Annotated in this window: 19 protein-coding genes and 2 pseudogenes; 14 read left to right on the plus strand and 7 right to left on the minus strand. The window is 72.7% G+C overall.

The window, feature by feature from the left end; genetic code table 11:
* Window positions 1-93: 93 nt before the first annotated feature.
* The 4 genes from IE258_RS02065 to IE258_RS02080 form a co-directional block, all read right to left on the minus strand.
* Window positions 94-2,757 carry a polysaccharide pyruvyl transferase family protein gene (locus IE258_RS02065; protein WP_229891906.1) on the minus strand — a complete coding sequence of 888 codons (2,664 nt, stop codon included), beginning with the start codon at window positions 2,755-2,757 and terminating at the stop codon, window positions 94-96.
* Entirely contained in the window at window positions 2,754-4,028 is a 1,275-nt protein-coding gene (locus IE258_RS02070; protein WP_189738109.1) for a tetratricopeptide repeat protein, read from the minus strand. The genes IE258_RS02065 and IE258_RS02070 overlap by 4 nt, the downstream gene beginning before the upstream one ends.
* A 115-nt stretch (window positions 4,029-4,143) precedes the next feature.
* Window positions 4,144-5,478, minus strand: a complete 1,335-nt coding sequence (locus IE258_RS02075) for a polysialyltransferase family glycosyltransferase (protein ID WP_189738112.1) — start codon at window positions 5,476-5,478, stop codon at window positions 4,144-4,146.
* Window positions 5,475-6,473, minus strand: coding sequence for a glycosyltransferase family 2 protein (locus IE258_RS02080; protein ID WP_189738115.1), 999 nt, complete (start codon window positions 6,471-6,473; stop codon window positions 5,475-5,477). Before IE258_RS02080 ends, IE258_RS02075 begins: the two co-directional genes overlap by 4 nt.
* A gap of 198 nt (window positions 6,474-6,671) precedes the next feature.
* Here IE258_RS02080 and IE258_RS02085 point away from each other — a divergent pair, with 198 nt between their 5' ends.
* The 13 genes and pseudogenes from IE258_RS02085 (at window position 6,672) to IE258_RS02140 (ending at window position 21,533) form a co-directional block, all read left to right on the plus strand.
* The gene (locus IE258_RS02085) at window positions 6,672-8,006 is read left to right on the plus strand and encodes a DUF6716 putative glycosyltransferase (RefSeq protein WP_189738118.1); all 1,335 of its coding nucleotides are present in this window, start codon (window positions 6,672-6,674) and stop codon (window positions 8,004-8,006) included.
* 32 nt (window positions 8,007-8,038) lie between these two features.
* The gene (locus IE258_RS02090; protein WP_189738121.1) at window positions 8,039-9,313 is read left to right on the plus strand and encodes an N-acylneuraminate cytidylyltransferase; all 1,275 of its coding nucleotides are present in this window, start codon (window positions 8,039-8,041) and stop codon (window positions 9,311-9,313) included.
* Between the two features lie 13 nt (window positions 9,314-9,326).
* Entirely contained in the window at window positions 9,327-10,265 is a 939-nt protein-coding gene (locus IE258_RS02095) for an N-acetylneuraminate synthase family protein (RefSeq protein WP_189738125.1), read from the plus strand.
* 43 nt (window positions 10,266-10,308) lie between these two features.
* Window positions 10,309-11,376 (plus strand): hypothetical protein, encoded by a 1,068-nt coding sequence (locus tag IE258_RS02100; RefSeq protein ID WP_159324005.1) that lies wholly within the window; start codon window positions 10,309-10,311, stop codon window positions 11,374-11,376.
* Window positions 11,377-11,641: 265 nt separating this feature from the next.
* Window positions 11,642-12,874: a M20 family metallopeptidase gene (locus IE258_RS02105; RefSeq protein ID WP_189738127.1), complete on the plus strand. Its 1,233-nt coding sequence runs from the start codon at window positions 11,642-11,644 to the stop codon at window positions 12,872-12,874.
* Window positions 12,875-13,069: 195 nt separating this feature from the next.
* Window positions 13,070-14,113, plus strand: coding sequence for a BMP family lipoprotein (locus tag IE258_RS02110; RefSeq protein ID WP_189738130.1), 1,044 nt, complete (start codon window positions 13,070-13,072; stop codon window positions 14,111-14,113).
* Between the two features lie 272 nt (window positions 14,114-14,385).
* Entirely contained in the window at window positions 14,386-15,432 is a 1,047-nt protein-coding gene (locus IE258_RS02115; protein WP_087807603.1) for a BMP family lipoprotein, read from the plus strand.
* Window positions 15,433-15,671: 239 nt separating this feature from the next.
* Window positions 15,672-17,282, plus strand: coding sequence for an ABC transporter ATP-binding protein (locus tag IE258_RS02120; protein ID WP_159324008.1), 1,611 nt, complete (start codon window positions 15,672-15,674; stop codon window positions 17,280-17,282).
* Window positions 17,282-18,406 (plus strand): ABC transporter permease, encoded by a 1,125-nt coding sequence (locus tag IE258_RS02125; protein WP_189738132.1) that lies wholly within the window; start codon window positions 17,282-17,284, stop codon window positions 18,404-18,406. The genes IE258_RS02120 and IE258_RS02125 overlap by 1 nt, the downstream gene beginning before the upstream one ends.
* Window positions 18,403-19,459 (plus strand): annotated as a pseudogene (locus IE258_RS02130) (ABC transporter permease); the annotation flags it as partial. The gene IE258_RS02125 and the pseudogene IE258_RS02130, both read left to right, overlap by 4 nt.
* Window positions 19,460-19,680: 221 nt before the next feature.
* Window positions 19,681-19,827: pseudogene (locus IE258_RS41975) on the plus strand (ABC transporter permease); the annotation flags it as partial.
* Window positions 19,824-20,216: a cytidine deaminase gene (locus tag IE258_RS02135; RefSeq protein ID WP_189738136.1), complete on the plus strand. Its 393-nt coding sequence runs from the start codon at window positions 19,824-19,826 to the stop codon at window positions 20,214-20,216. The pseudogene IE258_RS41975 and the gene IE258_RS02135, both read left to right, overlap by 4 nt.
* 39 nt (window positions 20,217-20,255) lie before the next feature.
* Window positions 20,256-21,533 carry a thymidine phosphorylase gene (locus tag IE258_RS02140; RefSeq protein WP_189739252.1) on the plus strand — a complete coding sequence of 426 codons (1,278 nt, stop codon included), beginning with the start codon at window positions 20,256-20,258 and terminating at the stop codon, window positions 21,531-21,533.
* 68 nt (window positions 21,534-21,601) lie between these two features.
* Here the strand turns inward: IE258_RS02140 and IE258_RS02145 are convergent, their stop codons facing one another.
* Window positions 21,602-22,522 (minus strand): AEC family transporter, encoded by a 921-nt coding sequence (locus tag IE258_RS02145; protein WP_189738139.1) that lies wholly within the window; start codon window positions 22,520-22,522, stop codon window positions 21,602-21,604.
* 134 nt (window positions 22,523-22,656) lie between these two features.
* On the opposite strand from IE258_RS02145, the gene IE258_RS02150 reads away from it, so the two are divergent.
* A complete protein-coding gene (locus tag IE258_RS02150; RefSeq protein WP_159324015.1) occupies window positions 22,657-23,043 on the plus strand; it encodes an STAS domain-containing protein in 387 nt (128 codons plus the stop codon).
* Here the strand turns inward: IE258_RS02150 and IE258_RS02155 are convergent.
* Complete coding sequence (locus IE258_RS02155; RefSeq protein WP_189738142.1) at window positions 22,936-23,940, minus strand: sigma-70 family RNA polymerase sigma factor; 1,005 nt, start codon at window positions 23,938-23,940, stop codon at window positions 22,936-22,938. The genes IE258_RS02150 and IE258_RS02155 overlap by 108 nt on opposite strands.
* A 146-nt stretch (window positions 23,941-24,086) precedes the next feature.
* Entirely contained in the window at window positions 24,087-25,388 is a 1,302-nt protein-coding gene (locus IE258_RS02160; protein WP_189738145.1) for an MFS transporter, read from the minus strand.
* Between the last annotated feature and the right edge of the window lie 14 nt (window positions 25,389-25,402).

Here is a 25,402-nt window from a genome sequence, read left to right on the forward strand (position 1 = left end):
TGGAACAGGCTATCCAGGCGCCCGGATCCGGCGGTGGCCGTGCGGGCTCGGAAAGGAGAACTCCGTTCGCAGCGGAAGTGAATTCTTGGTGTTTCAGTCCCGTTCCGGGGTTCTCCCGAGACCGAACGTGTTCCGCAGCTCCCCGATGTTCGACCGCGTGATCCGCCACAGGGCCTCCTGCGCGCCGTGCACGTCGGCCACGGCCGCCGCGTGGTCGTCGAGCAGCGCGGACGCCCGCTCCGCGAGCCGCGGGCCCAGCCTCCGGTCGTGCACCGACAGCCCCCACTCCAGGTGCCCGACGTCCGTCAGGAAGTAGGCGAGCTTCGGATGGGACACCAGGCTCAGGATCGGCGTCCCGCAGCCGAACGGGATCATCCCGGCGTGCCCGCGCATCCCGATCACCAGCCGGGCGCGCCGGTACAGGTCGCGGATCGCGTCGTTCGGCATGGCGTACAGCTGCTCCACGGGCAGCGCGATGCCGTGCTCGCGCCGCAGGTCGTGCACGAAGCGCTCGTCGGCCGGCATGTGCGCCGCGTACCGGACGTCCACCCGGTCCCGCAGGGTGCGCAGCGCGGCGGCCAGCTGGGCCAGGAAGTGGCCGTAGTCGTGGCCGAAGCGCAGCCCCGCACGGTCGTAGGCGCAGTTCACCAGGACGGTGTCGGACCGCTCGGCCGGATCCGTCCACCCCGGGACCAGGTGCCGGGCGACCGTGGTCGGGCAGGGCTGGTAGCGCACCCGGTCGCGCAGGGAGGCGGGCAGCAGCTCCCGGACCCGCTCGATCGAACCGTGGTTGCGCAGCCCGAAGAACGCCGACCGCTCGACCAGCACCCGCAGGCTCTGAGCGAACCGGCCCCGCCGGTAGCGCTGCCCGTCGAACACGTTGTAGCCGACCGCGAACACCGCCAGCGGCGCGGTCAGGCGGGCCAGCAGCTCGTCCGGCACGTTCCACTGCCAGTGGCTGTTGCCGTTGGGTGAGGTGTCCGGCAGGAAGAGCCCGCCGCCGCCCACGACCACCCCGCGCCGTGCGTTCAGCTCCTCCAGCGTCGCCTCGTCGACGAGCCGGTGCACCGGCTGCGGGTGCCAGCGGCCCGGGCCGGTGTCCGCGCCGAAGCACAGGCGCACCGCCTCCGGCAGCACCCGGTCCCCGGCGTTCTCCCGGCCCTCCGCGAACAGCGCCACGTGCGCGAGCTGTTCGGCGGCGGCGCCCTCGGGCCGGCGCGGCCCGGGCACGTCCGGACGGGTGCGGGTGTACCAGGCGTGGCAGCCCGCGTCCGTGGGGTCGGCGGCCAGGCCCTCGCGGGCGTAGGCGTGCGCGTCCGCCTCCCGCCCGCACAGCCAGGCCAGCCGGGCCAGCTGCGCGAAGGCGCGGGGGGCGAGGTCGGGGGAGGCCGCCGCCAGCAGCAGGTGCGCCTCCGCCTCGTCGTAGCGCGAGAGCGCCATCAGGCATACGCCCAGCGTCTCGTGGCAGCGCGGCGCGTCCAGCCGGTCCGCGACGACCGGGGCGAGCACGTCCACGGCCTCGTCGTAGCGGCCCTGCCCCCGGTACACGTCGGCGACCGTGCGGGCGAGGTCCAGCGAGGGCCGCGCCCTGAGCAGCGGCGGCGCGAGGTGCGCCAGCAGGTCGGGGTGCTTGCCGCCGGGCAGGGCGCGGTAGGCGGCCCGGAACTCCTCGTCGCCCATCTCGAAACGCCGCCACGCCTCGGCGGCCGGACCGTAACCCGGCGCGTCGGCCGGCCCCGTGAAGCGCAGCACGGCGACCGGGGCGGGCACCGGCAGGTCCCCGTACAGCCGGCGGGCGAGGAAGTCGTAGCGCGCGTCCAGCGGTGTCACCTCGCCGTCAGCCACCGGGTCGGCGCCGCCCGGGCCGCACAGCCGCTCGGCCAGGGACTCGTCCAGGTCGGCGCACTGGACCACGAAGAGACCGTCCGGCAGCACCGCCGGCCGCTGACCGTCCTCCCCGGGGGCCAGCACCTGCGGCACGGCCGCCACGCCGAACCGCATCCGCAGCAGTTCGCCGAGGTCGCCCAGGACGACGGACGCGGTACCGAGGGCGACGACCGTGTCGTACCCCTCCAGCCGCAGGGCGGCACCGCGGTCCTCGGCACGGCGCGTGACGACGCGCGGGTGCAGGCGGCGCACCGCGTCGAACGAGGCGTCGGGCAGCCCGGGGTGGAGCACCACGACGTCCTCGCACACCCGGGGGTTGCTCAGCACCAGGCTGCGGACCAGTACGGACAGACCGGGCAGCCCGCCCTCGTCGGTGTGCACGGCGAACGCGATCCGCCGCCTGCCGGTGACGGCGCTCCGGTCGTCGGCGGAGACCTCGGCGGATACGGCGGGGGAGCCCGACGAGGCCGAGGCGGCGGGGGAGGAGGGAGCTGCGGGGGACGCCGAGGTGGCCGGGGAGGGCGAAGCTGCGCGGGACGCTGAGGAGGAGGCGGAGGCTGAGAGGGCGCCCGCGGTGGCGGGGGAGTCCGACGGGGCCGAGGCGGCGGGGGAGAAGGGAGCTGCGGGGGACGCCGAGGCGGCCGGGTAGGGCGAAGCTGCGCGGGCCGCCCAGGAGTCGGCGGAGGCCGAGGCGGCTGGGGCTGAGAGGGCGCCCGCGGTGGCGGGGGAGTCCGACGAGGCCGAGACGGCGGAGGCTGAGAGGGCGCTCGCGGTGGCGGGGGAGTCCGAGGCATCCGAGGCCGGGAGTGAGCTCACGGCGGCCGACGCGGCCGAGGCGGCGGGGAGCGGGGAGGTGGCGGGGTGGGTCATCGCAGGGCGATCCTCATCTTGCTGTCGTCGACGTGCGTCGCGTGCCGCTCGACCCACTCGGCCTCCCGGGGCCGCAGCCGGCCGGCCGGGGTGAAGCCGACGAGATCGAGGCGGGGGCTCGCGTCCAGGAAGTCCAGGAGCCGGAGCACGGTGAACGCCGTGGTCGGCGCCGTGCCCCAGCCGTCCTCGCCCAGCAGCGCCGGGTCGCTCAGCGGCCGGCGCAGCGACACGTCCCCGACGTGGTCCTGCGCGCCGGGCGCCAGCCGCTCCCGGACCGCGCGGCGCCAGCCGGCCACCGGGTCGCCGAACACCAGCCGGACACCGGCCCGCTGCGTCCAGGCCGGTCCGTCCCACGGGGTGTCGCCCCGCAGCGTGACGGCGTGCAGATCGGTGCGCCCGCCGGTGCCCTCGGCACGCAGGCGGAACGAGTCGCAGCGCACCACCAGGTCGTAGCCGTCGATCCCGGCACCCAGCGCGCTCCCGGACACGTCACCGGCGTTCGCGACGACGCACACCGTCCGTCCCTCGACCAGGGCCCGCAGACCGCCGACGTCCACCGGGATGGTGCCGCCCAGCAGCGGGTCGGGCACCAGGTCCCGCCGGTCCAGCCGCCGGTAGGAGCCGTACAGCGCGAGCAGGCGCCGTACCGCGGGGTCGCCCGGGCCGTGTGCGGCCACCCGCGCCCGCACCCAGGCGTCGAAGCGGGGCGCGAGGACCGCGGTGGTCGCGGTGGGCTCGCCGAGCAGCTCCCGCAGTTCGGCACCCTCCCCGGGGAAGAGCGCGACCGCCGCCTCCAGGCACTCCCGGCGGCGGCGCAGGGTGTCCGTCCGGCGGGCGACCTCGGGCGCCGGGCGGCCGTCGGGCAGCAGCGCGGCATAGCGCTCGTAGCACTCCAGCGCCTCGGCGCCGCGGCCCAGCCCGTCCAGCGCCAGGCCCCGCAGCCGCCACGCCCCCTTGGACCGACGCCGGATCCCGGCCGCCGACTCGGCGAGCCCCAGCGCGAGGCCGAGACCGTGCTCCCCGCCCACCTCGAGCGCGCGCTCGCCGACCTGGAGCAGGGCGTCGAAGGGATCCGCCGCCGGCCCGTCGAGCGAGGCCGCGAAGGCGCCGATCGCCCGGGTCAGCCGGACCTGCGGGCCGGTGGCCCCGGCGGCCCCCGGCTCCTGTGCGGCCAGGTGCTCGCCGCACAGGCGCAGGCTCCGGGCGTACGGGCCCGGGCCGGGTGCCTCCCGCTGCCGTGCCTTGAACAATCCCGCCAGGGGCTTCGTCACGCGCTCCACCGTTCTCCGACCGGACGCCGAATGTGCCCCAGGGCGACGGTCCGCGGGTGGCTTCCGGACGGACGGCGGGTGAACACTCGCCCTCGGGCGGACGTCCGGCCGGCCGTCACCGCCCGATCGAGCGCCGGATGGACCGCGCCCGGCGCACCACCCTGCGTGCCGTGGAGTTGTGCGGCAGGAATCCCAGCCGGGCCGGGATGCCACCCGGCAGGCCCAGCGAGGTGAGCCTGCGCTTCTTGAAGTACCGCCAGGTGCGGGCGTCCAGGTGCGCGCGCAGATACGCCTCCGCCTGCGGCCGCAGCTCCGGCAGGACCTTCGGCTGCATCGCGAACCCGACGGTCCGCACCAGCGCGGCGAGCGTCTCGGGGTCCGCGTCCCGCCGCCCCTCGGTGACGGCGGCCGGGTCCGACAGGTCCGGCAGGAGCGCGTCCACGAGGGTGGCGGGCACCCGGTTGCTGTTCTCGTACGGCGTCAGCCGGTCGAGCAGCCGCTCGGTGCCGACCCGGGCCACCGGCAGGCCGTACAGCGCGGACGCGGTGAGCAGGGCCGTGGAGAAGCAGCCGACGACCAGCGCCGGACGCATCCGCTGGAACAGCACCTCGGCCAGGACCGGCGTCTCCACCACGGCGAGGTCGACCCCCAGCCGCTCGGCCTCCTCCTCCAGCACCCGGGTGAAGCGGGCCGGGGCCGTGGGGTGCGTCTTGAACACCACGCGCGTGTGCCCGAGCCCGGCGACGCCGGTCAGCATCCGCACGTGCAGGTCTTCCTCCTCCTCGGCGGAGAGGATGTCCAGCGCCGACAGGTACTGGCCGAGCAGCACCGCGGGCCGCTCCACGTCCGGCAGCCCGGCGCCGGTGTCCGCCAACTCGGCCAGCACCTTGGTGAACGCCGGGGACGGCACCACCTCGGGCTCGACACCGAACTCCGTCAGCAGCAGCGGCGCGAGCCCCGGCACCAGGTCCAGGTGGAGCAGCCGCTCCACGCGCGTGCCGACCAGCGGGGCCAGCTTGGTGCGGGTGGGCCCGTAGCTCATCAGACCGTCCGCGTAGGCGGTCAGGGGCGCGTCGGTGAAGATCTGCGCCACGCCGATCGCCGGCGGCACGTGGACCGACTCCACGGCCAGCGCCACGTCGTCGTCACCGAGCTCCCAGGCCAGCCGCAGGTGCCGCTCCCACAACGGCACGTCCCCGGCCCGCGGCGACCAGTCGCCGGGGTGGAAGGGGTAGATCGCCTCGTTCCACGAGACCACGTCGTCGAACCGGCCCCGCAGCCGCTCGAACCCCGGGGCGGCGTCCAGGGACGGGGTCGTCTCGGGCGTCGCCGCGTTGTTGGTGACCAGCAGGATCCGCCGGTCGGCCGCGTCGAAGCAGCCGGAGTCCAGGGCCGCGGCGAGCGTGGCCGTGCCGTACAGCGTCGACGCCAGGAAGATCTGAGTGGTCATGCCGCAGCCTCCTCGGCCGGCCGGCCGGGGGCCGCCGCGCCCGCGCGACGGCGCAGGCGGCGGAGCCGCGTGGCGCGCTCGGCGTCCATCGTGTCCAGCACCTCGTCGAGCGCGTCCTGCGGCATCCGCCGCAGCGCCGCCGCGCTCCGCTCCTTCAGTATCCGGGCCACGGCGGGCTCGAACCGCTCGATGGAACCGAGATGGTGGGAGATGATCGCGCAGTACGTGCGGACCGCCTTCGGCACCAGCCGCGCGGCGTCCGCGTCCCCGGCCGCCCCCGCGAGCACCTCGTCGAAGGCGCGGATGAAGTCGAGTTGGCGCACATCACCGATCTGGGTGAGCGAGGACGCCACTCCGCGCCGGTAGAACACGCCGAGCAGCCCGGTCACCGCGAAGGACTCCGCCTCCCGGTGCAGCTTCCAGATCCACGGCCGGTCCTCGGCCGTGCGCAGCCCGTCGGTGAAGTGCAGCAGACCGCGCTCGGCCAGCCGGCGGTGGTAGACGCCGGCCCACGCGTAGGCGTAGTCGACGGAGGTGGTGCGGTGCGCGGGCAGGATCGCGTCGCGCGGGCGCAGGGCCGTGTTGCGGCGGCCGTGCGGGACCCGGTGCAGGGTGCGGTTGCGTCCCGTGCACTGCACGTGGTCGGTGCGCACGAAGTCGACGTCCAGCTTCTCGATGGCGGCCACCAGGTCGGCGCAGTGGCCCGGCGCCAGCCAGTCGTCGCCGTCCAGGAAGGCCAGGTACTCGCCGCGCGCCCGGTCGATGCCGGTGTTGCGGGCCGTCGCCAGGCCGCCGTTCTTCTCGTGTATGACCAGCACCGCCCCCGGCAGATCCCGCTCCGCGCGCGCGAGGAGTTCCACGGTCCCGTCGGTGGAGCAGTCGTCGACGAGAATGAACTCGAAGTCGTCCCGCGCGTTGGCGCGCAGACTCCGCAGGGTGTCTGGGGCGTACTGCCGCACGTTGTAGAACGGCACGATGACGGAGAGCTTGGGCACGTCGGCGACGTTATGCGACGGCCCGGCATTCGGCTTTACCGCTTCCTTGATTCCCGGTGAACGCGGCGTGGCGAAGCGGTGAAGCGGATGCTTTTCCGGGGCCCATGCGGGCCGATTCCCCATTCGGCGATGTGCTGTTCACCATTTGTTGGATTCCGGTTGGGCGGTTCCTAGAAATGGCTTCCTAGCGTCTACGACGTGCCAGCAAGTGCAACGAAGGCCCTCAGAGTCGCCGTCCTGGCGGACTCCGACACCCGGTGGAAATGGGGCGCGCTCACCGCGACCCGTGTCCGCCCCGGCGACACGGAGATCCACCTCGACGGCTACCTCCTGCGCGGCCGAGCCACCCCCACCGCCCGCCAGCTCCAGGAGGTCGGCGTCGGCGCGGACTCGCTCCGCGAGGTGACCGCCGTCGAGTTCCTGCGCGCCATGGAGGCGGCGCGGGGCGAGGACTCCTACGACGTCCTCGTCCTCGCCCTGGTCGGCGGCGGTGTCCAGGCGATGCTGCACGGTCTCGGCCGCGTCTGGCAGGACCGCGCCGAGCGGCCCGTGGTCGTCACCGGCTACGTCGGCGTCGTCTACGAGAAGCTCGCCGACGGCCTGCTGCTGCGCCACGGCGCCGATCTCGTGCTCGCCAACTCCCGCCAGGACGCGGACCGTTTCCGCGCCGTGTACGAGGGGGTCGGCGCCGACGCCACCGCGGTGACCGAGGTCGCCCTGCCCTTCCTGGGCGGGGCCGGCTACGCCGGTGAGCCCGACGGCGACCGCCCCTACACGGTGGTCTTCGCCGCGCAGCCCTCGGTGCCGGACAACCGCAGGGACCGCACGTACCTCCTCGAACGGCTGATCCGCCACGCCCGCCTCCACCCCGAGCGGGAGGTCGTCCTCAAGCTGCGCTCCAAGCCAGGCGAGCACACCACGCACATCGAGGAGCTGCCCTACCAGAAGCTGGTGCAGCGGGCCGACCCGCCGCCCAACTTCCGCCTGGTCTACGGCCACATGGGCGAGGTCCTGGACCGCACCGACCTGCTGGTCACCATCAGCTCCACGGCGGCCCTGGAGTCCCTGCACCGCGGCATCCCCACGGTCGTCCTGAGCGACCTCGGGGTGCGCGAGGCGCTCGGCAACCACCACTTCGTGGGCTCCGGCTGCCTCGCCTCCTGGGACCAGCTCGACGAGGGCCACCGCCCGGCCCCCGACCCCGAGTGGGTCGCCCGGCAGGGCGTGGCGGCGGACGGCGGCTACGAGACCGCCTTCGACGAGGCCCGCGAGCGTATCGCGGCCCTACTGGCCCGGCCCGACGGCCTGCCCCCGCTCGCCCCGTACTACACGCCGGTCACCGCCCCCGGCTACCTCCCCGGCATCCTCGCCCGCCACCACCTCGGCCCCGACGGCAGCCCGCTGCCCGGCGCACCGGCCGCCGACCGGGCGCCCGGCCCGGTGCGGCAGGTCGTGCGCCGCGCCGCCCGCGGCGCCTACCGGCACGGCGTCCAGCGGGTCGCCCCGGTGATCCGCCGGATGGGGGAGCTGTGACCGGCCCGAACCGTCTCCAAGGAGTACAGCCCATGACCAACCCGGAAGCGGGCCAGGGCGCTTCGGTGCGCCGGGTGCTCGCCGTGATCCCCGCGCGCGGCGGCTCCAAGGGAGTGCCCGCGAAGAACCTCGCCCCCGTCGGCGGCGTCCCGCTGGTGGTCCGCGCGGTGCGCGAGTGCCTGGCCGCCCGCCTCGTGACGGACGTCGTCGTCTCCACCGACGACCACGCCATCGCCGCGGCGGCCCGCGAGGCCGGTGCCGAGGTGGTCCTGCGGCCCGCGGCCATCGCCGGGGACACCGCCACCTCCGAGGCCGCCGTGCTGCACGCCATGGACACCCACGAGGCCCTGCACGGCGCCGCCGTCGACGCGGTCCTGCTCGTGCAGTGCACCAGCCCCTTCCTGGCTCGCGAGGACGTCGACGGAGTGGCCGGCGCGGTCGTCGAGGACGGCGCGGACACCGCCGTCACCGTCGCCCCGTTCCACGGCTTCGTCTGGCGCGACGGCACCGACGAGACGGGCGGCGCCGACGGCGGCCACGGCGTCAACCACGACAAGGCGTACCGCCCCCGCCGCCAGGACCGCCCCCAGGACCTGCTGGAGACCGGCGCCGCCTACGCCATGGCCGCCCCCGGCTTCCGCAAGCACCAGCACCGCTTCTTCGGCCGCACCGAGCTGGTCCGCACCGACCCGGCCCGCGTCCTGGAGATCGACGACCCGCACGACCTGGCCCGCGCCCGCGCCCTCGCGCCGCACTTCGACGCGGCCCGGCCCGGCGCCCTGCCGACCGCGGCCGACATCGACGCGGTCGTCCTCGACTTCGACGGCACCCAGACCGACGACCGGGTGCTGATCGACTCCGACGGACGGGAGTTCGTCTCCGTGCACCGCGGCGACGGACTCGGCATCGCCGCCCTGCGCCGCAGCGGCCTGACGATGCTGATCCTGTCCACGGAGGTGAACCCGGTCGTCGCCGCCCGCGCGCGCAAGCTCAAGCTGCCCGTGCTGCACGGCATCGACCGCAAGGACCTCGCCCTCAAGCAGTGGTGCGAGGAACAGGGCATCGCGCCCGAACGCGTGCTCTACGTCGGCAACGACGTCAACGACCTCCCGTGCTTCGCCCTCGTCGGCTGGCCCGTGGCGGTCGCGAGCGCCCACGACGCCGTACGCGGCGCGGCCCGCGCGGTCACCACCGTCCCCGGCGGCGAAGGCGCCGTACGGGAGATCGCCACCTGGCTCCTGGGTCCGTCCCTGGACGCCCTCGACCCCGTTGTCGAAACCACCCCCACGCTCACCCAGTCCAAGTAAGGAACCCCCTGCCATGAGCACCAACTCCCGCATCCGCACCTTCGGCACCCGCGAGGCCGGCCCCGGCCGCCCCGTCTACATCACCGGCGAGATCGGCATCAACCACAACGGTGAGCTGGAGAACGCCTTCAAGCTGATCGACGCCGCCGCCGAGGCCGGCTGCGACGCCGTCAAGTTCCAGAAGCGCACCCCGGAGATCTGCACCCCGCGCGACCAGTGGGACATCGAGCGGGACACCCCCTGGGGCCGGATGACGTACATCGACTACCGCCACCGCGTGGAGTTCGGCGAGGACGAGTACCGCCAGATCGACGAGTACTGCAAGACCAAGAACATCGACTGGTTCGCCTCCCCGTGGGACACCGAGGCCGTCGCCTTCCTGGAGAAGTTCGACGTCCCCGCCCACAAGGTCGCCTCCGCCTCCCTGACCGACGACGAGCTGCTGCGCGCCCTGCGCGCCACCGGCCGCACCGTCATCCTGTCCACCGGCATGTCCACCCCGAAGCAGATCCGCCACGCGGTCGAGGTCCTGGGCAGCGACAACATCCTCATGTGCCACGCCACCTCCACCTACCCGGCGCAGGCCGAGGAGCTGAACCTCCGCGTCATCAACACCCTCCAGCAGGAGTTCCCGAACGTCCCGATCGGCTACTCCGGCCACGAGACCGGCCTGCAGACCACGCTGGCCGCCGTGGCCCTCGGCGCCACCTTCGTCGAGCGCCACATCACCCTCGACCGCGCCATGTGGGGCTCCGACCAGGCCGCCTCCGTCGAGCCGCAGGGCCTGACCCGCCTGGTGCGCGACATCCGCACCATCGAGTCCTCCCTCGGCGACGGCGTCAAGAAGGTCTACGACTCGGAGCTCGGCCCGATGAAGAAGCTGCGCCGCGTCACCGGCGTCGTCGCCGAGGCGGAGATCGCCGCCGCCGCGGGCGAGCCCGTCAGCGTCTGACCACCGGCCACCGAGTCACTCACCACGGGACGGTCCCACACCGATGAGCCCCCGCGCCGGGAACGCCGGCCCCCGCACTCTCGCCTTCGTCGAGAGCCCGGTACAACTGCTGAACGTGCTGGAGTGGGCGCACACCCGCGCCCCCGGCGCGGAGCTCACCCTCGTGGTCCTCTCGCCCGTCGACCCGATGACCCGCGGCCAGCTGCGCCGCATGGCGGAACTGGCCCGCAAGGAGGGCCACGAGATCCGCTGGGAGGAGGCGCGCGGCGGTGCCACCGCCCCCTTCCGCACGGTCGGCGGCCTGACCACCGCGCTGCGCCAGGCGGACCGGGTCGTCATGGGCGACCCGTTCTCCCGCTACGTACAGCTGCTCCTCACCATCACCCGCGCCCACGACCTGGTCGTCGTGGACGACGGCACCGCCACGATGGAGTTCGTCACCCAGCTGGCCCACGGCGAACGCCTGGTGCGCTGGCACCGCAAGGGCAGCCGCCCCGGCCCGCGCGACCTGCTCTTCGCCCCGGTCTCCCGGTCCGCCCGCCACCGCCTCACCCCGACCCCCGACCGGCAGGTCTCGGTCTTCTCCTCCATGCCCATCGAGGACGTCCCCGAAGGCGTCGCCGTCGCCGCGAACGACTTCTCCTGGACCAGGGCCCGCTTCGGGCCGCCCCGCATCACCAAGGGTGCCGACATGGTCGGCACCTCCCTGGTGGAGACCGGCGTCGTCGACGCCGACCGCTACGTGGCCGCCGTACGCGCCCTGGCGAAGACCCACGGGGCCGCCCGCTACTTCGCCCACCGCCGCGAGGGCGCCGAGAAGCTGCACCGGCTGGCCGTGGAGACGGGCCTGCAGATCGTCCGCCCCGACCTCCCCCTGGAGCTGATCGCCCGCCGGGGGCCGATCGGCCGTACCGTCCTCAGCTTCCCCTCCACCGTCGTCCACACCCTCCCGCTGGCCCTGGCCGGCACCGAGGTCCGCGTCGCCGTCTGCGACATCGACCCCGCCTGGCTCACCGAGACGGCCTCACCGCGGGCCCGCGGATTCCTGAGCGGCGTCACCGGCTCGGCCCGGGACGTGCACCGGCTGTCGGCGGTGGCGGGCACGGGGTAGCCGGGGCGCGGGGCAGGGCGATCGGCGGGCCCGGCATACGGACGGTTCCGGCGTGGCTCCGCCGTGGCGTGGTATGCGTGAGGGGAGCAAGTAAACAAGGAAGGACGGAGCCGGGTGCCGAGGCCGGAAACGGGTGAGCGTACCCACCCCCGTTGAGAGCCATGCGCCGAGCGGCCAACTTTCTTCCCCTAACGGGCTGAAATTTTGTTGATCGAGGGGCAGTTGACTACCCCGGCGTCCTACCCTTCAGAGGGTGAACGTGTTGATGTCCCCAGAGTCCGAGGCCGACACTCCCGGTGAAGCCGCGCTGCCCGGCACCTTGCCGGACGCGCTGCGCGCGGAGCTCGTGGCCTTCCGCCGCGACCTCCACATGCACCCCGAGCTGGGCAACCAGGAGTTCCGTACCACCGCCGCGATCAAGGAACGGCTGGAGCGGGCCGGTCTCAAGCCGCGCGTACTGCCCATCGGCACCGGGCTCGTCTGCGACATCGGCACCGAGTCGGGCCAGTGGTCCGGCGGACCCCGCATGCTCGCCCTGCGGGCCGACATCGACGCCCTGCCCATCCCGGACACCAAGACCGAGTGCGCCTACCGCTCCCAGGTGCCCGACCGCGCCCACGCCTGCGGGCACGACGTGCACACCACAGTCGTCCTCGGCACCGGGCTCGTGCTCGCCGCCCTCCATGAGCAGGGCCTGCTGCCCAGGCCCGTGCGGCTGGTCTTCCAGCCCGCCGAGGAGGTGCTGCCCGGCGGCGCCGCCGACGCCATCGAGGGCGGTGCGCTCGACGGGGTGCGCCGGATCCTGGCCGTGCACTGCGACCCCCGGGTGGACGCCGGGCGGATCGGCCTCCGGGTCGGCCCCATCACCTCCGCCTGCGACCGCCTCGAGATCGCCCTGAACGGCCCCGGCGGACACACCGCACGCCCGCACCTCACCACCGACCTGGTCACCGCCGCCGCCCGGGTGGTCACCGACGTGCCCCCGCTCGTCGCCCGGCGCGTGGACAGCCGCAGCGGGCTCGCCCTGACCTGGGGACGGATCGAATCCGGCCACGCCCCGAACGTCATCCCGCAGCACGCCGAACTCGCCGGGACCGTGCGCTGCCTCGACCTCGACGCCTGGCGGCAGGCGCCCGACCTGGTGATGGGCGCCATCGACGAGATCGCCGACCTGTACCGGGCCAAGTCCGAGATCACCTACGTCCGCGGCGTGCCCCCGGTCGTCAACGAGGTCACCAGCACCGAGCTGCTCCAGGCCGCCATGGTCGCCCGGCGCGGCACCGACGCCGTGGAGGGCACCGAGCAGAGCCTGGGCGGCGAGGACTTCTCCTGGTACCTGGAGCACGTGCCCGGCGCCATGGCCCGCCTCGGCGTCCGCCCGCCCGGCGAGCGCACGGTCCGCGACCTCCACCAGGGCGACTTCGACGTCGACGAGCACGCCATCACGGTCGGCGTGGAGATGTTCACCGCGGCCGCCCTCATCGACGCCGTGCAGTAGGCGGTGCGGCGGGTGACGGGGCGGGCGGTGCGGTGGTAAGTCCCCCTTCGATCCGGTCGTTAACAGGGCGGTAACCGGCCAGCGGCACGAATGGATAACGGCGCCGCGCAACCCCGTTCCCAGGAGGTTCTACGCGCGTTAATGTGCGCCGAACCGAGCGCCCGCTGCGGGGCTTTGGAGAATGGGGAACTTCAGATGCGTCGGATATCGAGACTGACCCGCGTCGCGGTGGGGGTCGCGTCGCTCGCACTCGCGGCCACGGCCTGCGGCGGCACCAGCGGCGAGAGCGGCGACGACGGCGGTGACGACAAGGGCCTCGCCATCGCCTACGACGTCGGCGGCAAGGGCGACCAGTCCTTCAACGACGCCGCGTACGCCGGTCTGGAGCGGGCGAAGAAGGAGTTCGGCTACAAGACCGCCGACATCGAGCCCACCGACGGCGAGACCGACGCCGACAAGGAACAGCGCCTGACCTCCCTGGCCAAGCAGGGCTACAACCCCGTGATCGGCGTCGGCTTCGCCTACGGCCCGGCGATGAAGGCCGTCGCCGCCAAGTACCCGGACACCACCTTCGGCATCGTCGACTCCGTGGTCGAGGGCAAGAACGTGGCGTCCCTCGTCTTCGCCGAGAACGAGGCCTCCTACCTGGCCGGCGTCGTCGCGGCCAAGGCCACCAAGTCCAGGACCGTCGGCTTCGTGGGCGGTGTGGACGTCCCGCTGATCCACAAGTTCCAGGCCGGCTACGAGCAGGGCGTCAAGGACACCGACCCGAAGATCAAGGTCGTCTCGCAGTACCTGACGCAGACCGCGGAGGAGGGCGGCTTCTCCAGCCCCGACAAGGGCAAGGCCGCCGCCGAGGGCCAGATCGAGAAGAAGGCCGACGTGGTCTACGCGGCCGCCGGTCTCTCCGGGCAGGGCGTGATCGAGGCCGCCGCGAAGGCGAAGATCTGGGCGATCGGCGTCGACTCGGACCAGTACGAGCAGGAGGCCCTCGCGGCCTACAAGGACTCCATCCTGACCTCCGCCCTCAAGGACATCAACGGCGCGGTCTTCGCCCTGGCCAAGTCCGTCGAGGACGGCAAGCCGCTGACCGGCACCCACACCTTCGACCTGAAGTCCGACGGCGTGGGCCTGTCCGACAGCAACCCGAAGTTCGCCGAGGTGCCGGGCGCCAAGGAGGCCGTGGAGAAGGCCAAGGCCGGGATCGTCGACGGCTCCATCAAGGTCGCGACCGAGTAGCCGAACCCCCGCACACACCCGCACGAAGCGGACGGACACCTCCGGGTGCCCGTCCGCTTCCGCGTCCCGGGACCGGCGCTCCCGGCGTCACCCTCCGCCACCCCCCGTTTGCGTCCGGCAAGCCCCGTACCTCCATTCGCCTCACCTTGCTCACGGCCGGATAACAAGGTGGACAGAAGGGGTTTTCAGGCAGGTCTACGCGCGTTAATCTGCGGCGAAGCCAGCGCCGCAGCCGAACCGTCCCCGGCGCTTGTACGACAGGAGCACCAGACATGCGCCGGATTTCCCGGATCACGGTCGCAGGCGCAGCGACCGCCTCCCTGGCCCTCGCCCTCGCCGCCTGCGGTGGTACCTCGACCGACTCCGGTTCGGAGTCCAAGGGGGACAAGGGCCTCGCCATCGCGTACGACGTCGGCGGCAAGGGCGACCAGTCCTTCAACGACGCCGCGTACGCCGGTCTGGAGCAGGCCAAGAAGGAGTTCGGCTACGAGACGGCCGACGTCGAGCCCACCGACGGCGAGACCGACGCCGACAAGGAGCAGCGGCTGTCCTCGCTGGCGAAGCAGGGCTACAACCCGGTCGTCGGCATCGGCTACGCCTACGCCTCCGCCATGAAGAACGTCGCGGAGAAGTACCCGGACACCACCTTCGGCATCGTCGACGACGCCACGATCGAGGCGAAGAACGTCGCGGACCTGGTCTTCAACGAGCAGGAGGCGTCCTACCTCGCCGGTGTCGCCGCCGCCAAGAGCACCAAGACCAACACGGTCGGCTTCGTGGGCGGTGTGGACGTCCCGCTGATCCACAAGTTCCAGGCGGGCTACGAGCAGGGCGTCAAGGACACCGACCCGAAGATCAAGGTCATCTCGCAGTACCTCACGCAGACCGCGGAGGAGGGCGGCTTCTCCAGCCCCGACAAGGGCAAGACCGCCGCCGAGGGCCAGATCGAGAAGAAGGCCGACGTCGTGTACGCGGCGGCCGGTCTCTCCGGTCAGGGCGTGATCGAGGCCGCCGCCGCCAACAAGGTCTGGGCGATCGGCGTCGACTCCGACCAGTACAAGCAGGAAGCCCTCGCGAAGTACAAGGACTCCATCCTGACCTCGGCCACCAAGGACGTCGCCAAGGCGGTCTACAGCCTTGCGAAGTCGGTCGAGGACGGCAAGCCGGAGACCGGTATCGTTCGGGGCGATCTGAAGTCCGGCGAGGTCGGTCTCTCGGACTCCAACCCGAAGTTCGCGGACGACGCCGAGCTCCAGGCAGCCATCAAGACGGCCAAGGAGAAGATCATCAGCGGCGAGATCAAGGTCAAAAGCAGCTGAACGGCTGAGTAGCACCAGCAACACCTGAACCAGCGTGCAACCGCGCCGGCCCAGCCGCGCGGCGGGGTACGGGAAGGGTGGCCCGAGAGCCGCCCTCCTCGTACCCCGTCGCGTCGATGTGCCGCCGCCGCTTTTAGATGCCGTAGGGGCGCTACGCGCGTAGACGGCCCCCGTCCCCAGGAGAGTGCGCCATCAACGCGTCCAGCAGCCCTCCGGCGAAAGCGGCGGTCAGCGAACCGGTGACCGCCGTCGAACTCGCCGGGATCACCAAGCGTTTCCCCGGCGTCGTGGCCAACCACGACATCCACCTCACCGTCCGCAAGGGCACCGTCCACGCCCTCGTCGGCGAGAACGGCGCCGGCAAGTCGACGCTGATGAAGATCCTCTACGGCATGCAGAAGCCGGACGAGGGCACCATCGCGATCGACGGCGAGCAGGTGACCTTCTCCTCGCCCGCCGACGCCATCGTGCGCGGCATCGGCATGGTCCACCAGCACTTCATGCTCGCCGACAACCTCACGGTCCTGGAGAACGTGGTCCTCGGCAGCGAGAAGCTGTACGGCATCGGCGCCAGGGCCCGCCGGAAGATCAAGGAGATCTCCGAGCGGTACGGCCTGGGCGTGCGCCCCGACGTCCTCGTCGAGGAGCTGGGCGTCGCCGCCCGCCAGCGCGTGGAGATCCTCAAGGTCCTCTACCGCGGCGCCCGCACCCTGATCCTCGACGAGCCCACGGCCGTCCTGGTGCCGCAGGAGGTGGACGCCCTCTTCGACAACCTGCGCGAGCTGAAGGCCGAGGGCCTGTCCGTCATCTTCATCTCCCACAAGCTGGGCGAGGTCCTCTCGGTCGCCGACGAGATCACCGTCATCCGCCGCGGCACCACGGTCGGCACCGCGGTCCCCGCCGAGACCACGCCCCGCCAGCTGGCCGAGCTGATGGTCGGCAGCGAGCTGCCCACCCCGGAGACCGCGGAGTCCACGGTCACCGACCGCGCGGTCCTCACCGTCGACACGCTGCGCCTGGCGGCGCCCGGCGGCAAGGCCCTGCTGGACGACATCTCCTTCACCATCCACGCCGGTGAGGTGCTGGGCATCGCCGGCGTCGAGGGCAACGGCCAGACCGAGCTGGTCGACGCGCTCATCGGGCTGCGCCACGCCGACTCCGGCTCCATCCGCTTCCTCGACCAGGACATCACCGCGCTGCCCACCCGCAAGCGCCGCGAGCAGGGCGTCGGCTACATCCCCGAGGACCGCCACCGCCACGGGCTCCTCCTGGAGGCCCCCCTCTGGGAGAACCGCATCCTCGGCCACGTCACCGAGAAGCCCAACAGCAAGGGCGTCTGGCTGGACCTGAAGAACGCGCAGCAGGACACCCGCCGCATCGTCGAGACGTACGACGTGCGCACCCCCGGCATCGACGTCACCGCCGCCTCGCTGTCCGGCGGCAACCAGCAGAAGCTGATCGTCGGCCGCGAGATGAGCCACAAGCCGCGCTTCCTGATCGCCGCCCACCCCACCCGCGGCGTGGACGTCGGCGCGCAGGCCGCGATCTGGGACCACATCCGCGAGGCCCGCCGCGAGGGCCTGGCCGTGCTGCTGATCTCCGCCGACCTGGACGAGCTGATCGGCCTCTCCGACACCCTCCGGGTGATCTACGACGGCAAGCTGGTCGCCGACGCCGACCCGGCCACCATCACCCCCGAAGCACTGGGTTCGGCGATGACCGGCGCCGCCTCCGGACACCTGGAGGACGAGGAGACCCCCAAGCCGTCCGAGCCCTCCAAGCCGTCCAAGTCGCTCAAGTCGCCCGAGGCCCCTGAGTCCCCCGAGTCTCCGGAAGACGAGGCCCGCTGATGAAGAAGTTCGACAAGGAGCGCGTGCTCCTCGCGGTGGCCGGACCGGTCATCGCGCTCGCCGTGGCCTTCGTGCTCAGCGCGATCGTCCTGATCGCCTCGGGCAAGAACCCGGTCGAACCGTTCGCCCTCATGTTCGAGCAGGCCGGATTCTCCGACATCCAGGTCCTGATCATCAACCAGGCGTCGATGTACTACATCGCGGCCCTCGCGGTGGCCATCGGCTTCCGGATGAACCTGTTCAACATCGGCGTCGACGGCCAGTACCAGCTCGCCGCCATGATGGCAGCGATCGTCGGAGCCCACGCCAACCTGCCGGCCGGCCTCCAGGTCCCGCTGCTGCTCCTGACCGCCGTCCTCACCGGCGCCTTCTGGTCCGGCATCGCCGGTGTCCTGAAGATCACCCGGGGTGTCAGCGAGGTCGTCGCGACGATCATGCTCAACTCCATCGCCACCGCCGTCATCGGCTACCTGTGGCTGCCCGACGTCTTCGGCGTCAAGATCGGCAACAACAACACCACCGGCGAGATGCACGAGTCCGGCTGGATCCCCGGCATCGACATGGGAGCGTCCGGCGAGATCTACGGCCTGGTGATCCTCGCCGTCCTCCTCGGCATCGGCTACTGGCTCGTCCTCAACCGCACCCGCTTCGGCTTCGACCTGCGCGCCTCCGGCGCCTCCGAGTCCGCCGCCGCGGCCAGCGGTGTCGACCCCAAGCGCATGGTGCTCACCGCGATGCTCATCTCCGGCGGCCTCGCCGGTCTCGCGGGCCTGCCGATCCTGCTCGGCGACACCCACACCTACAGCCTCAACTTCCCCACCGGCATCGGCTTCCTCGGCATCGGCATCGCCCTGCTCGGCCGCAACAGCCCGGTCGGCATCGCCTTCGCCGCCCTGCTGTGGGCCTGGCTCGACAAGGCCAGCCCCGAGCTGGACTTCCACGGGTACGACAAGGAGATCGCGGTCATCATGCAGGGCCTGATCGTCCTCTCCGTCGTCGTCTCCTACGAGGCCGTGCGCGAGTGGGGCCTGCGCCGCCAGCAGCGCCGGGTCGGCGCGGAGCTGGCCGCCGGACACGTCCTCGGCGCCACCGACAACTCGAAGAAGGAGGTGGCCGGCCGATGACCGCTCCGACCACAGCGACCGACGTCAACCAGCCGTCGCTGGAGCACGCACCACCGACCGGCCGCCGCATGTCGTGGCCCGTGCTGCTCCTGGTCATCGCCGGAGCCCTGGCGCTGACCTCGATCGTCCGCCTGATCACCGGCGCCAACGGCATCACCAACGTCAGCCAGATGTCCACCGCCCTCCAGCTCGCCGTGCCGATCGGCCTCGCCGGTCTCGGCGGCCTGTGGGCCGAGCGCGCGGGCGTCGTCAACATCGGCCTCGAGGGCATGATGATCCTCGGCACCTGGTTCGGTGCCTGGGCCGGCTTCCAGTGGGGCCCGTGGACCGGCGTCCTCGTCGGTATCATCGGCGGCTGCCTCGGCGGCCTGCTGCACGCCATCGTCACGATCACCTTCAACGTCAACCACATCGTCTCCGGTGTGGCCATCAACATCCTCGCCCTCGGCGCCACCCGCTACCTCGCCCCGCTCGCCTTCGAGGGCCACCAGGGCGGCTCGGCCAAGCAATCCCCGCCGGTCGACTCCCTCGGCCACTTCTCGATCCCGGGCCTGTCCGGCTGGCTGGACAGCCTCAACGACCAGCACTGGTTCTTCGTCTCGGACATCGCGGGCCTGCTGGGCGGCCTGGTCACCGACGTCTCCTGGCTCACCCTGATCGCGGTCGCCCTGATCCCCGCCACCTGGTGGATCCTGTGGCGCACCCCGTTCGGTCTGCGGCTGCGCTCCTGCGGCGAGAACCCGATCGCGGCCGAGTCCCTCGGCGTCAACGTCTACAAGTACAAGTACCTGGCCGTGATCATCTCCGGTGGGCTGGCCGGCCTCGGCGGCGTCTTCCTGTCCATCGTGGCCAACCCCTTCTACCTGGAGGGCCAGACCAGCGGCCGCGGCTACATCGGCCTCGCGGCGATGATCTTCGGCAACTGGATGCCGGGCGGCCTCGCCATCGGCGCCGGCCTCTTCGGCTACACCGACAGCCTCAACCTGCGCGGCGGCTCCGCCAACGTGCACGCGCTGCTGCTGCTGGTGGCGTTCTTGCTGGTGGTCGCCGCGGTCGCGGTGCTGCTGAAGAGGAAGTACCTGGCCGGTGCGGTGGCGCTGGTCTTCGCAGCGCTGATGGCGATCTGGAACGGGGTCGACGACGAGATGCCGTCCCGACTCGACTCGGCCCTGCCGTACGTCGCTGTCCTGCTTGTCGTCGGAGCTGTGGTCCTGCTGGTCGCGAAGCGCTATAGCGGCGGTCTGCTCCTGCTCGCGGCTGCCGGGATGACGGCCTGGTACGCCGGCACCAACGAGGTCCCCAACCAGGTCGTCTCCGCCACGCCGTACGTCGTCACCCTCGTCGTCCTCGCCCTGTCCGCGCAACGGCTGCGGATGCCCAAGGCGGACGGCATGCAGTACCGGAAGGGACAGGGCAAATGACGGACGTCGACTGGGGCGCGTTGCGCACGGCTGCCCGGGAGGCGATGGCGCGGGCCTACGCCCCCTACTCCGGGTACGCCGTGGGCGCCGCCGCCCTGGTCGACGACGGCCGCACGGTCACCGGCTGCAACGTGGAGAACGCCAGCTACGGCATCGGCCTGTGCGCCGAGTGCGGTCTGGTCTCCCAGCTGCAGGTGACCGGCGGGGGCCGGCTGACGCACTTCGTCTGCGTCGACGGCGCGGGCGAGGTCCTCGTCCCCTGCGGCCGCTGCCGGCAGCTCCTGTTCGAGTTCGGCGGCCCGGAGCTGCTCCTGGAGACCCCGGAGGGGATCCTGCCGCTGTCCCGGATGCTCCCGCAGGCCTTCGGCCCCGACCACCTCACCAAGTAGTAACTCCCGTAATCCCGTTAGGAAGAGCCATACATGGCCATGGACGTCATCTCCGTCATCCGCACCAAGCGGGACCGCGGCGAGCTCAGCGGCGAGCAGATCGACTGGGTCATCGACGCGTACACCCGCGGCGAGGTCGCCGACGAGCAGATGTCGGCCCTCGCCATGGCGATCCTGCTCAACGGCATGAACCGCGGTGAGATCGCCCGCTGGACCGCCGCGATGATCGCCTCGGGCGAGCGCATGGACTTCTCGTCCCTGTCCCGCCCGACCGCCGACAAGCACTCCACGGGCGGCGTCGGCGACAAGATCACCCTGCCGCTCGCGCCCCTGGTGGCGGCGTGCGGCGCGGCCGTCCCGCAGCTCTCCGGCCGCGGCCTCGGCCACACCGGCGGCACCCTGGACAAGCTGGAGTCGATCCCCGGCTGGCGGGCCCTGCTCTCCAACGAGGAGATGCTGAACGTCCTGGACACCACCGGCGCGGTGATCTGCGCGGCGGGCGACGGTCTCGCCCCGGCGGACAAGAAGCTGTACGCGCTGCGCGACGTGACGGGCACGGTCGAGGCGATCCCGCTGATCGCCTCCTCCATCATGTCGAAGAAGATCGCGGAGGGCACCGGCTCGCTGGTCCTCGACGTGAAGGTCGGCTCGGGCGCCTTCATGAAGACCATCGAGGACGCCCGCGAGCTGGCCTCCACCATGGTCGGCCTCGGCACCGACCACGGCGTGAAGACGGTCGCGCTCCTCACCGACATGGCGACGCCCCTCGGCCTCACCGCGGGCAACGCCCTGGAGGTCCGCGAGTCGGTCGAGGTCCTGGCGGGCGGCGGCCCGGCGGACGTGGTCGAGCTGACGCTGGCCCTGGCCCGCGAGATGCTCGACGCGGCGGGCCTGAAGGACACCGACCCGGCGAAGGCGCTGGCCGACGGCTCCGCGATGGACGTCTGGCGCCGCATGATCGCGGCCCAGGGCGGCGACCCGGACGCGCCGCTGCCCACCTCGAAGGAACAGCACGTGGTGAAGGCGAGTGCCTCCGGCGTCCTGACCCGCCTCGACGCCTACGACGTCGGCGTCGCCGCCTGGCGCCTGGGCGCGGGCCGCGCCCGCAAGGAGGACCCGGTGCAGGCCGCCGCAGGCGTCGAACTCCACGCCAAGCCCGGCGACACGGTCACGGCGGGCCAGCCCCTCCTGACCCTCCACACGGACACCCCGGACCGCTTCGAGTACGCCCTGGCGGCGGTGGAGGACGCGTACGACGTCGCCCCGGCGGGCACGGCCTTCACCGCCTCGCCGGTGGTGCGGGAACGTATCGCCTGATCAGGGGTTCCTCGATCGAATGAACGGGACCGGTGGATTCCCGCCGGTCCCGTTCGGCGTACCGGTCCTCACCCCAGCACCGCCGCCACCCCCACCAGCACCGGCACCGACACCACCGTCGAGACCAGGATCGCGTCGCGGGCCAGGCGCTCGCCGACCCCGTAGGTCGACGCGTAGGTGTACAGGTTCTGCGCGGCGGGGAGCGCCGACGTCACCACCACGTCGAGGAGTTGGGGGCCCCGCAGGCCGAAGACTCCCGACGCCAGCGCCCAGGCGACCGCGGGCTGGCCCACCGCCTTCAGGGCGACCGCGAGCAGCACCGGCCGCCGTTCCACGCCCCGCAGCGGCATCGTGGAGCCGCACAGGCCGATGCCGAAGGCCAGCAGCACCGCGGGGACCGACATGTTGCCGATCAGCGTCACCGGGTCCATGACCGCGTCCGGCACCTCCAGGCCGCTCGCGGCGACCGCGACCCCGGCGAGCGAACCCAGCGCGATCGGATTGCGCAACGGCGTCAGCAGCCGCCGCCACAGGGTGCCCCCGGCGCCTCCGCGCGACAGGTCCAGGATCGTCACCGCCACCGGCGTCACCAGCACCAGTTGGAACAGCAGCACCGGCGCCACCAGCGAGGCGTCGCCCAGCACGTACACGGCGATCGGGATGCCGAGGTTGCCCGAGTTGACGTAGCCGGAGCACAGCGCGCCGATCGTGGTACGGCCCACGCCCCAGCCGCGTACGACGCCCACCGCGACGAACGCGCCGGCCACCGCCACCGTGGACAGGGCCGTCACCAGCAGCCGCGCGGAGAAGACCACCGACAGGTCGGCCGTCGCCAGCGTGGTGAACAGCAGGGCCGGGGAGGCCACGTGGAAGGCGAGCTTGGTCAGCACCTCGCGGCCCTGGGGGCCCAGATGGCCGCGCAGGCCGAGCACGTAGCCGACCCCGATCACCACCGCGATGACCGCGAACCCGGTCAGCACCCCCTGCACGGCGCCCCCTTCCGGACGGAGAGGCGGGTGCCGGGCGGCGCGGCGGATACGGGGCCGGGTATGTGGGGCATACAGCGAACCCTCTGCCGGAGGGCACGCGCAGGTCAATGTGATCCCGGACGGCCCCGGCGCCGATGAGTTCCGCCGGTCCGCCGGGTCTACCGCACGTGGACGCCGTGACACCCGCCGTACTCGTGCTGCCGGGGCCCGTCTCCCGAGGGGAGACGCCCCGGTTCTGCGACGAGGTGCGCGCGCTGCTGGAAAGCACCCGGGCCGGGGTGGTCGTCTGCGACGTCGGCGGTCTCGGGCCGCCGGGGCTCGCCGTGGTCGACCTGCTGGCCCGGCTGGAGCTCACCGCACGGCGGGCCGGGGGCCGGATCCGGCTGCGCGACCCCGACCCGGCCCTGCACGCCCTACTGGACCTCGTCGGCCTCCGCTTCGAGACGGAGCGGCAGGTCGAACAGCGGGAACCACCGCTTGGTGTCGAGGAAGCAGTGGAACCCGGTGATGCGGCCGTCTGAGATCTCCAGCACCTGGACCGCCCACGGCGCGAAGCCGCCCGCCTCCGGGTCCGGCTTGTAGTGCGCGAAGGCCGGCAGCCCGTTGGCCTGGACCGGCAGCAGCCGGGAACCGGCGCACGCCGCGCCGAGCGTCGTCATGAAGCCCGTGATGTCCGCCGGACCGGCCAGCCACAGGTCGAACGGCGGCATCGTCATGACCGCGTCCTCGTGCAGCAGCGCCGTCAGCGCCGTCATGTCGTACCCCTCGAAGGCGGCGACATAGCGCTCCAGCAGCTTCTGCTGCTCCTCGTTCAGCGGGTCCGACACCGCCGCGTCGGCTCCCCGGTCCGCCCGCTCGGCGAGCGTCGCGCGGGCACGCTGCAGGGCGCTGTTGACCGAGGCGACCGACGTGCCGAGCAGCTCGGCGACCTCGCTCGCCTTCCACGCCAGCACTTCGCGCAGGATCAGCACCGCCCGCTGCTTGGGCGGCAGCTGCTGCAGGGCGGCCATGAAGGCGAGCCGCACGGACTCCTTGGCGACCGCGGCCTCGGCCGGGTCGGCGGTCTGCGGCAGCACACGGGCGTCGGGCATCGGCTCCAGCCAGGTGTGGTCCGGGCGGGGGGAGAGGGCGGCCTGGGCGAGCGGCGTCGCCTCCGTCAGGTCCATCGGACGCGCCCGCTTGTTGCCCGCGGTCAGCATGTCCAGGCAGACGTTGGTCGCGATCCGGTACAGCCACGAGCGCAGGCTGGAGCGGCCCTCGAACTTGTCGTAGCTCCGCCAGGCGCGGACCAGCGTGTCCTGCACCGCGTCCTCGGCCTCGAAGGAGGAACCGAGCATCCGGTAGCAGTACCCCGTCAGCTCGGGCCGGTGCTTCTCCAGTGCGGAGTCCAGCTCCGTCGTCACGGTGCCGTTGGTCATCGTCCACCCACCCCTGTGGCGTCCCGTCGTGCGCGTCTTCGCGCCTCGCACTTCGGAAGCTACCGCAGGGGACTGACAATGGCCTGTGCAGTCAATGAACGCGCAGGTCGGGAGGGGGGCGAGACCTCACCGGGCCCGCGAAACCCTCACCGGGACAGGCTCAGCGCCTTCACCGGCGCGTCGCCGGCCTGCCGACGGGCCGCCAGTGACCCGGAGACCGTGATCACCACGACGCCCAGCACCGCCAGCACCCCCACCCCGACGGTCCCGGCCCAGCCGCCGGAGTGGAAGGCCACCGCGCCGACCGTGCTGCCCGCGCTGGAGCCCACGTAGTAGGCGGACTGGTAGAGCGCCGACGCCTGGGCACGGCCGTGCTGGGCGGTCTTGCCGACCGCCGAGGAGGCCACCGCGTGCCCGGCGAAGAAGCCCGCCGTGATCAGCACCAGGCCGAGCAGGACCAGCGGCAGGGACGGCGCCAGGGACAGCAGCAGGCCCACCGCCGTCGTCCCCGCGCCCAGGTAGAGCGCGCCGCGGCGGCCCAGGCGGCCCACCAGCCGGCCCGCAGTCGAGGCCGAGACCGTACCGACCAGGTAGACCAGGAAGATCGAGCCGATCAGACCCTGGGGGAGGGAGAACGGCGCCTCGGCCAGGCGGTAGCCGATCACCGTGTAGACGCCGCCGAACACCGTCATGAACAGCGCGCCGATCGCGTACAGGCGGCGCAGCAGCGGGTTGGCGAGGTGGTCGCGCACCGTGCGGACCAGGACCCGGGGCCGCAGTGAGCCCGGCGTGAAGTGCCTCGGCGCCGGCAGCAGCAGCCGGAAGGCCACCGCGCAGGCCACCGCGACGAGGCCGATCACCCCGACGGCGACCCGCCAGCCCCACTCCTGGGCGACCCAGCCGGTGATGATCCGGCCGCTCATCCCGCCGACGCTGTTGCCCGCCACGAACAGGCCGATCGCGGTGACCAGCGCCCGCGGCCGCACCTCCTCCGCGAGGTACGCCGTCGCCGAGGCCGGCAGTCCGGCCAGCGCCGCGCCCTGCACCGCCCGCAGCGCGACCAGCGCCGGGAGCGACGGCGCGAAGGGCACCAGCAGCCCGACGGTCACCGCGACCGCCAGCGACGCCGTCATGACCGTACGCCGTCCGAACCGCTCCGACAGCGCGCTCATCGGCAGTACGAACACCGCGAGGCCACCGGTCGCGGCGGCCACCGTCCAGCTCGCGTCGCTCGCCGTGACGCCCAGGTCGCCGGAGATCAGCGGCAGCAGGGCCTGGGTGGAGTAGAGGAGCGCGAAGGTCGCGACGCCCGCCAGGAACAGCGCGAAACTCATCCGGCGGTAGCCGGGGCCGCCCGGCGCCATGCGTGAGTCGGAGGACGCGAGGGAGTCGGAGGCGGCGGATGCGGCGTCCACGGCCGTGGACGCCCCGGTATCGGCGGGAGTCATGCCACGAAGGTACG

The sequence above is a fragment of the Streptomyces tendae genome (assembly GCF_014650435.1).
In the GTDB taxonomy this organism is placed as follows: domain Bacteria; phylum Actinomycetota; class Actinomycetes; order Streptomycetales; family Streptomycetaceae; genus Streptomyces; species Streptomyces tendae.

Coding starts and splice junctions, on each gene's coding strand:
- IE258_RS02065 (WP_229891906.1), bottom strand. CDS start 2,757: ATGACCCACCCCGCCACCTCCCCGCTCCCCGCCGCCTCGGCCGCGTCG.
- IE258_RS02075 (WP_189738112.1), bottom strand. CDS start 5,478: ATGACCACTCAGATCTTCCTGGCGTCGACGCTGTACGGCACGGCCACG.
- IE258_RS02090 (WP_189738121.1), top strand. CDS start 8,039: ATGACCAACCCGGAAGCGGGCCAGGGCGCTTCGGTGCGCCGGGTGCTC.
- IE258_RS02095 (WP_189738125.1), top strand. CDS start 9,327: ATGAGCACCAACTCCCGCATCCGCACCTTCGGCACCCGCGAGGCCGGC.
- IE258_RS02100 (WP_159324005.1), top strand. CDS start 10,309: ATGAGCCCCCGCGCCGGGAACGCCGGCCCCCGCACTCTCGCCTTCGTC.
- IE258_RS02105 (WP_189738127.1), top strand. CDS start 11,642: ATGTCCCCAGAGTCCGAGGCCGACACTCCCGGTGAAGCCGCGCTGCCC.
- IE258_RS02110 (WP_189738130.1), top strand. CDS start 13,070: ATGCGTCGGATATCGAGACTGACCCGCGTCGCGGTGGGGGTCGCGTCG.
- IE258_RS02115 (WP_087807603.1), top strand. CDS start 14,386: ATGCGCCGGATTTCCCGGATCACGGTCGCAGGCGCAGCGACCGCCTCC.
- IE258_RS02125 (WP_189738132.1), top strand. CDS start 17,282: ATGAAGAAGTTCGACAAGGAGCGCGTGCTCCTCGCGGTGGCCGGACCG.
- IE258_RS02135 (WP_189738136.1), top strand. CDS start 19,824: ATGACGGACGTCGACTGGGGCGCGTTGCGCACGGCTGCCCGGGAGGCG.
- IE258_RS02140 (WP_189739252.1), top strand. CDS start 20,256: ATGGACGTCATCTCCGTCATCCGCACCAAGCGGGACCGCGGCGAGCTC.
- IE258_RS02150 (WP_159324015.1), top strand. CDS start 22,657: ATGAGTTCCGCCGGTCCGCCGGGTCTACCGCACGTGGACGCCGTGACA.
- IE258_RS02155 (WP_189738142.1), bottom strand. CDS start 23,940: ATGACCAACGGCACCGTGACGACGGAGCTGGACTCCGCACTGGAGAAG.
- IE258_RS02160 (WP_189738145.1), bottom strand. CDS start 25,388: ATGACTCCCGCCGATACCGGGGCGTCCACGGCCGTGGACGCCGCATCC.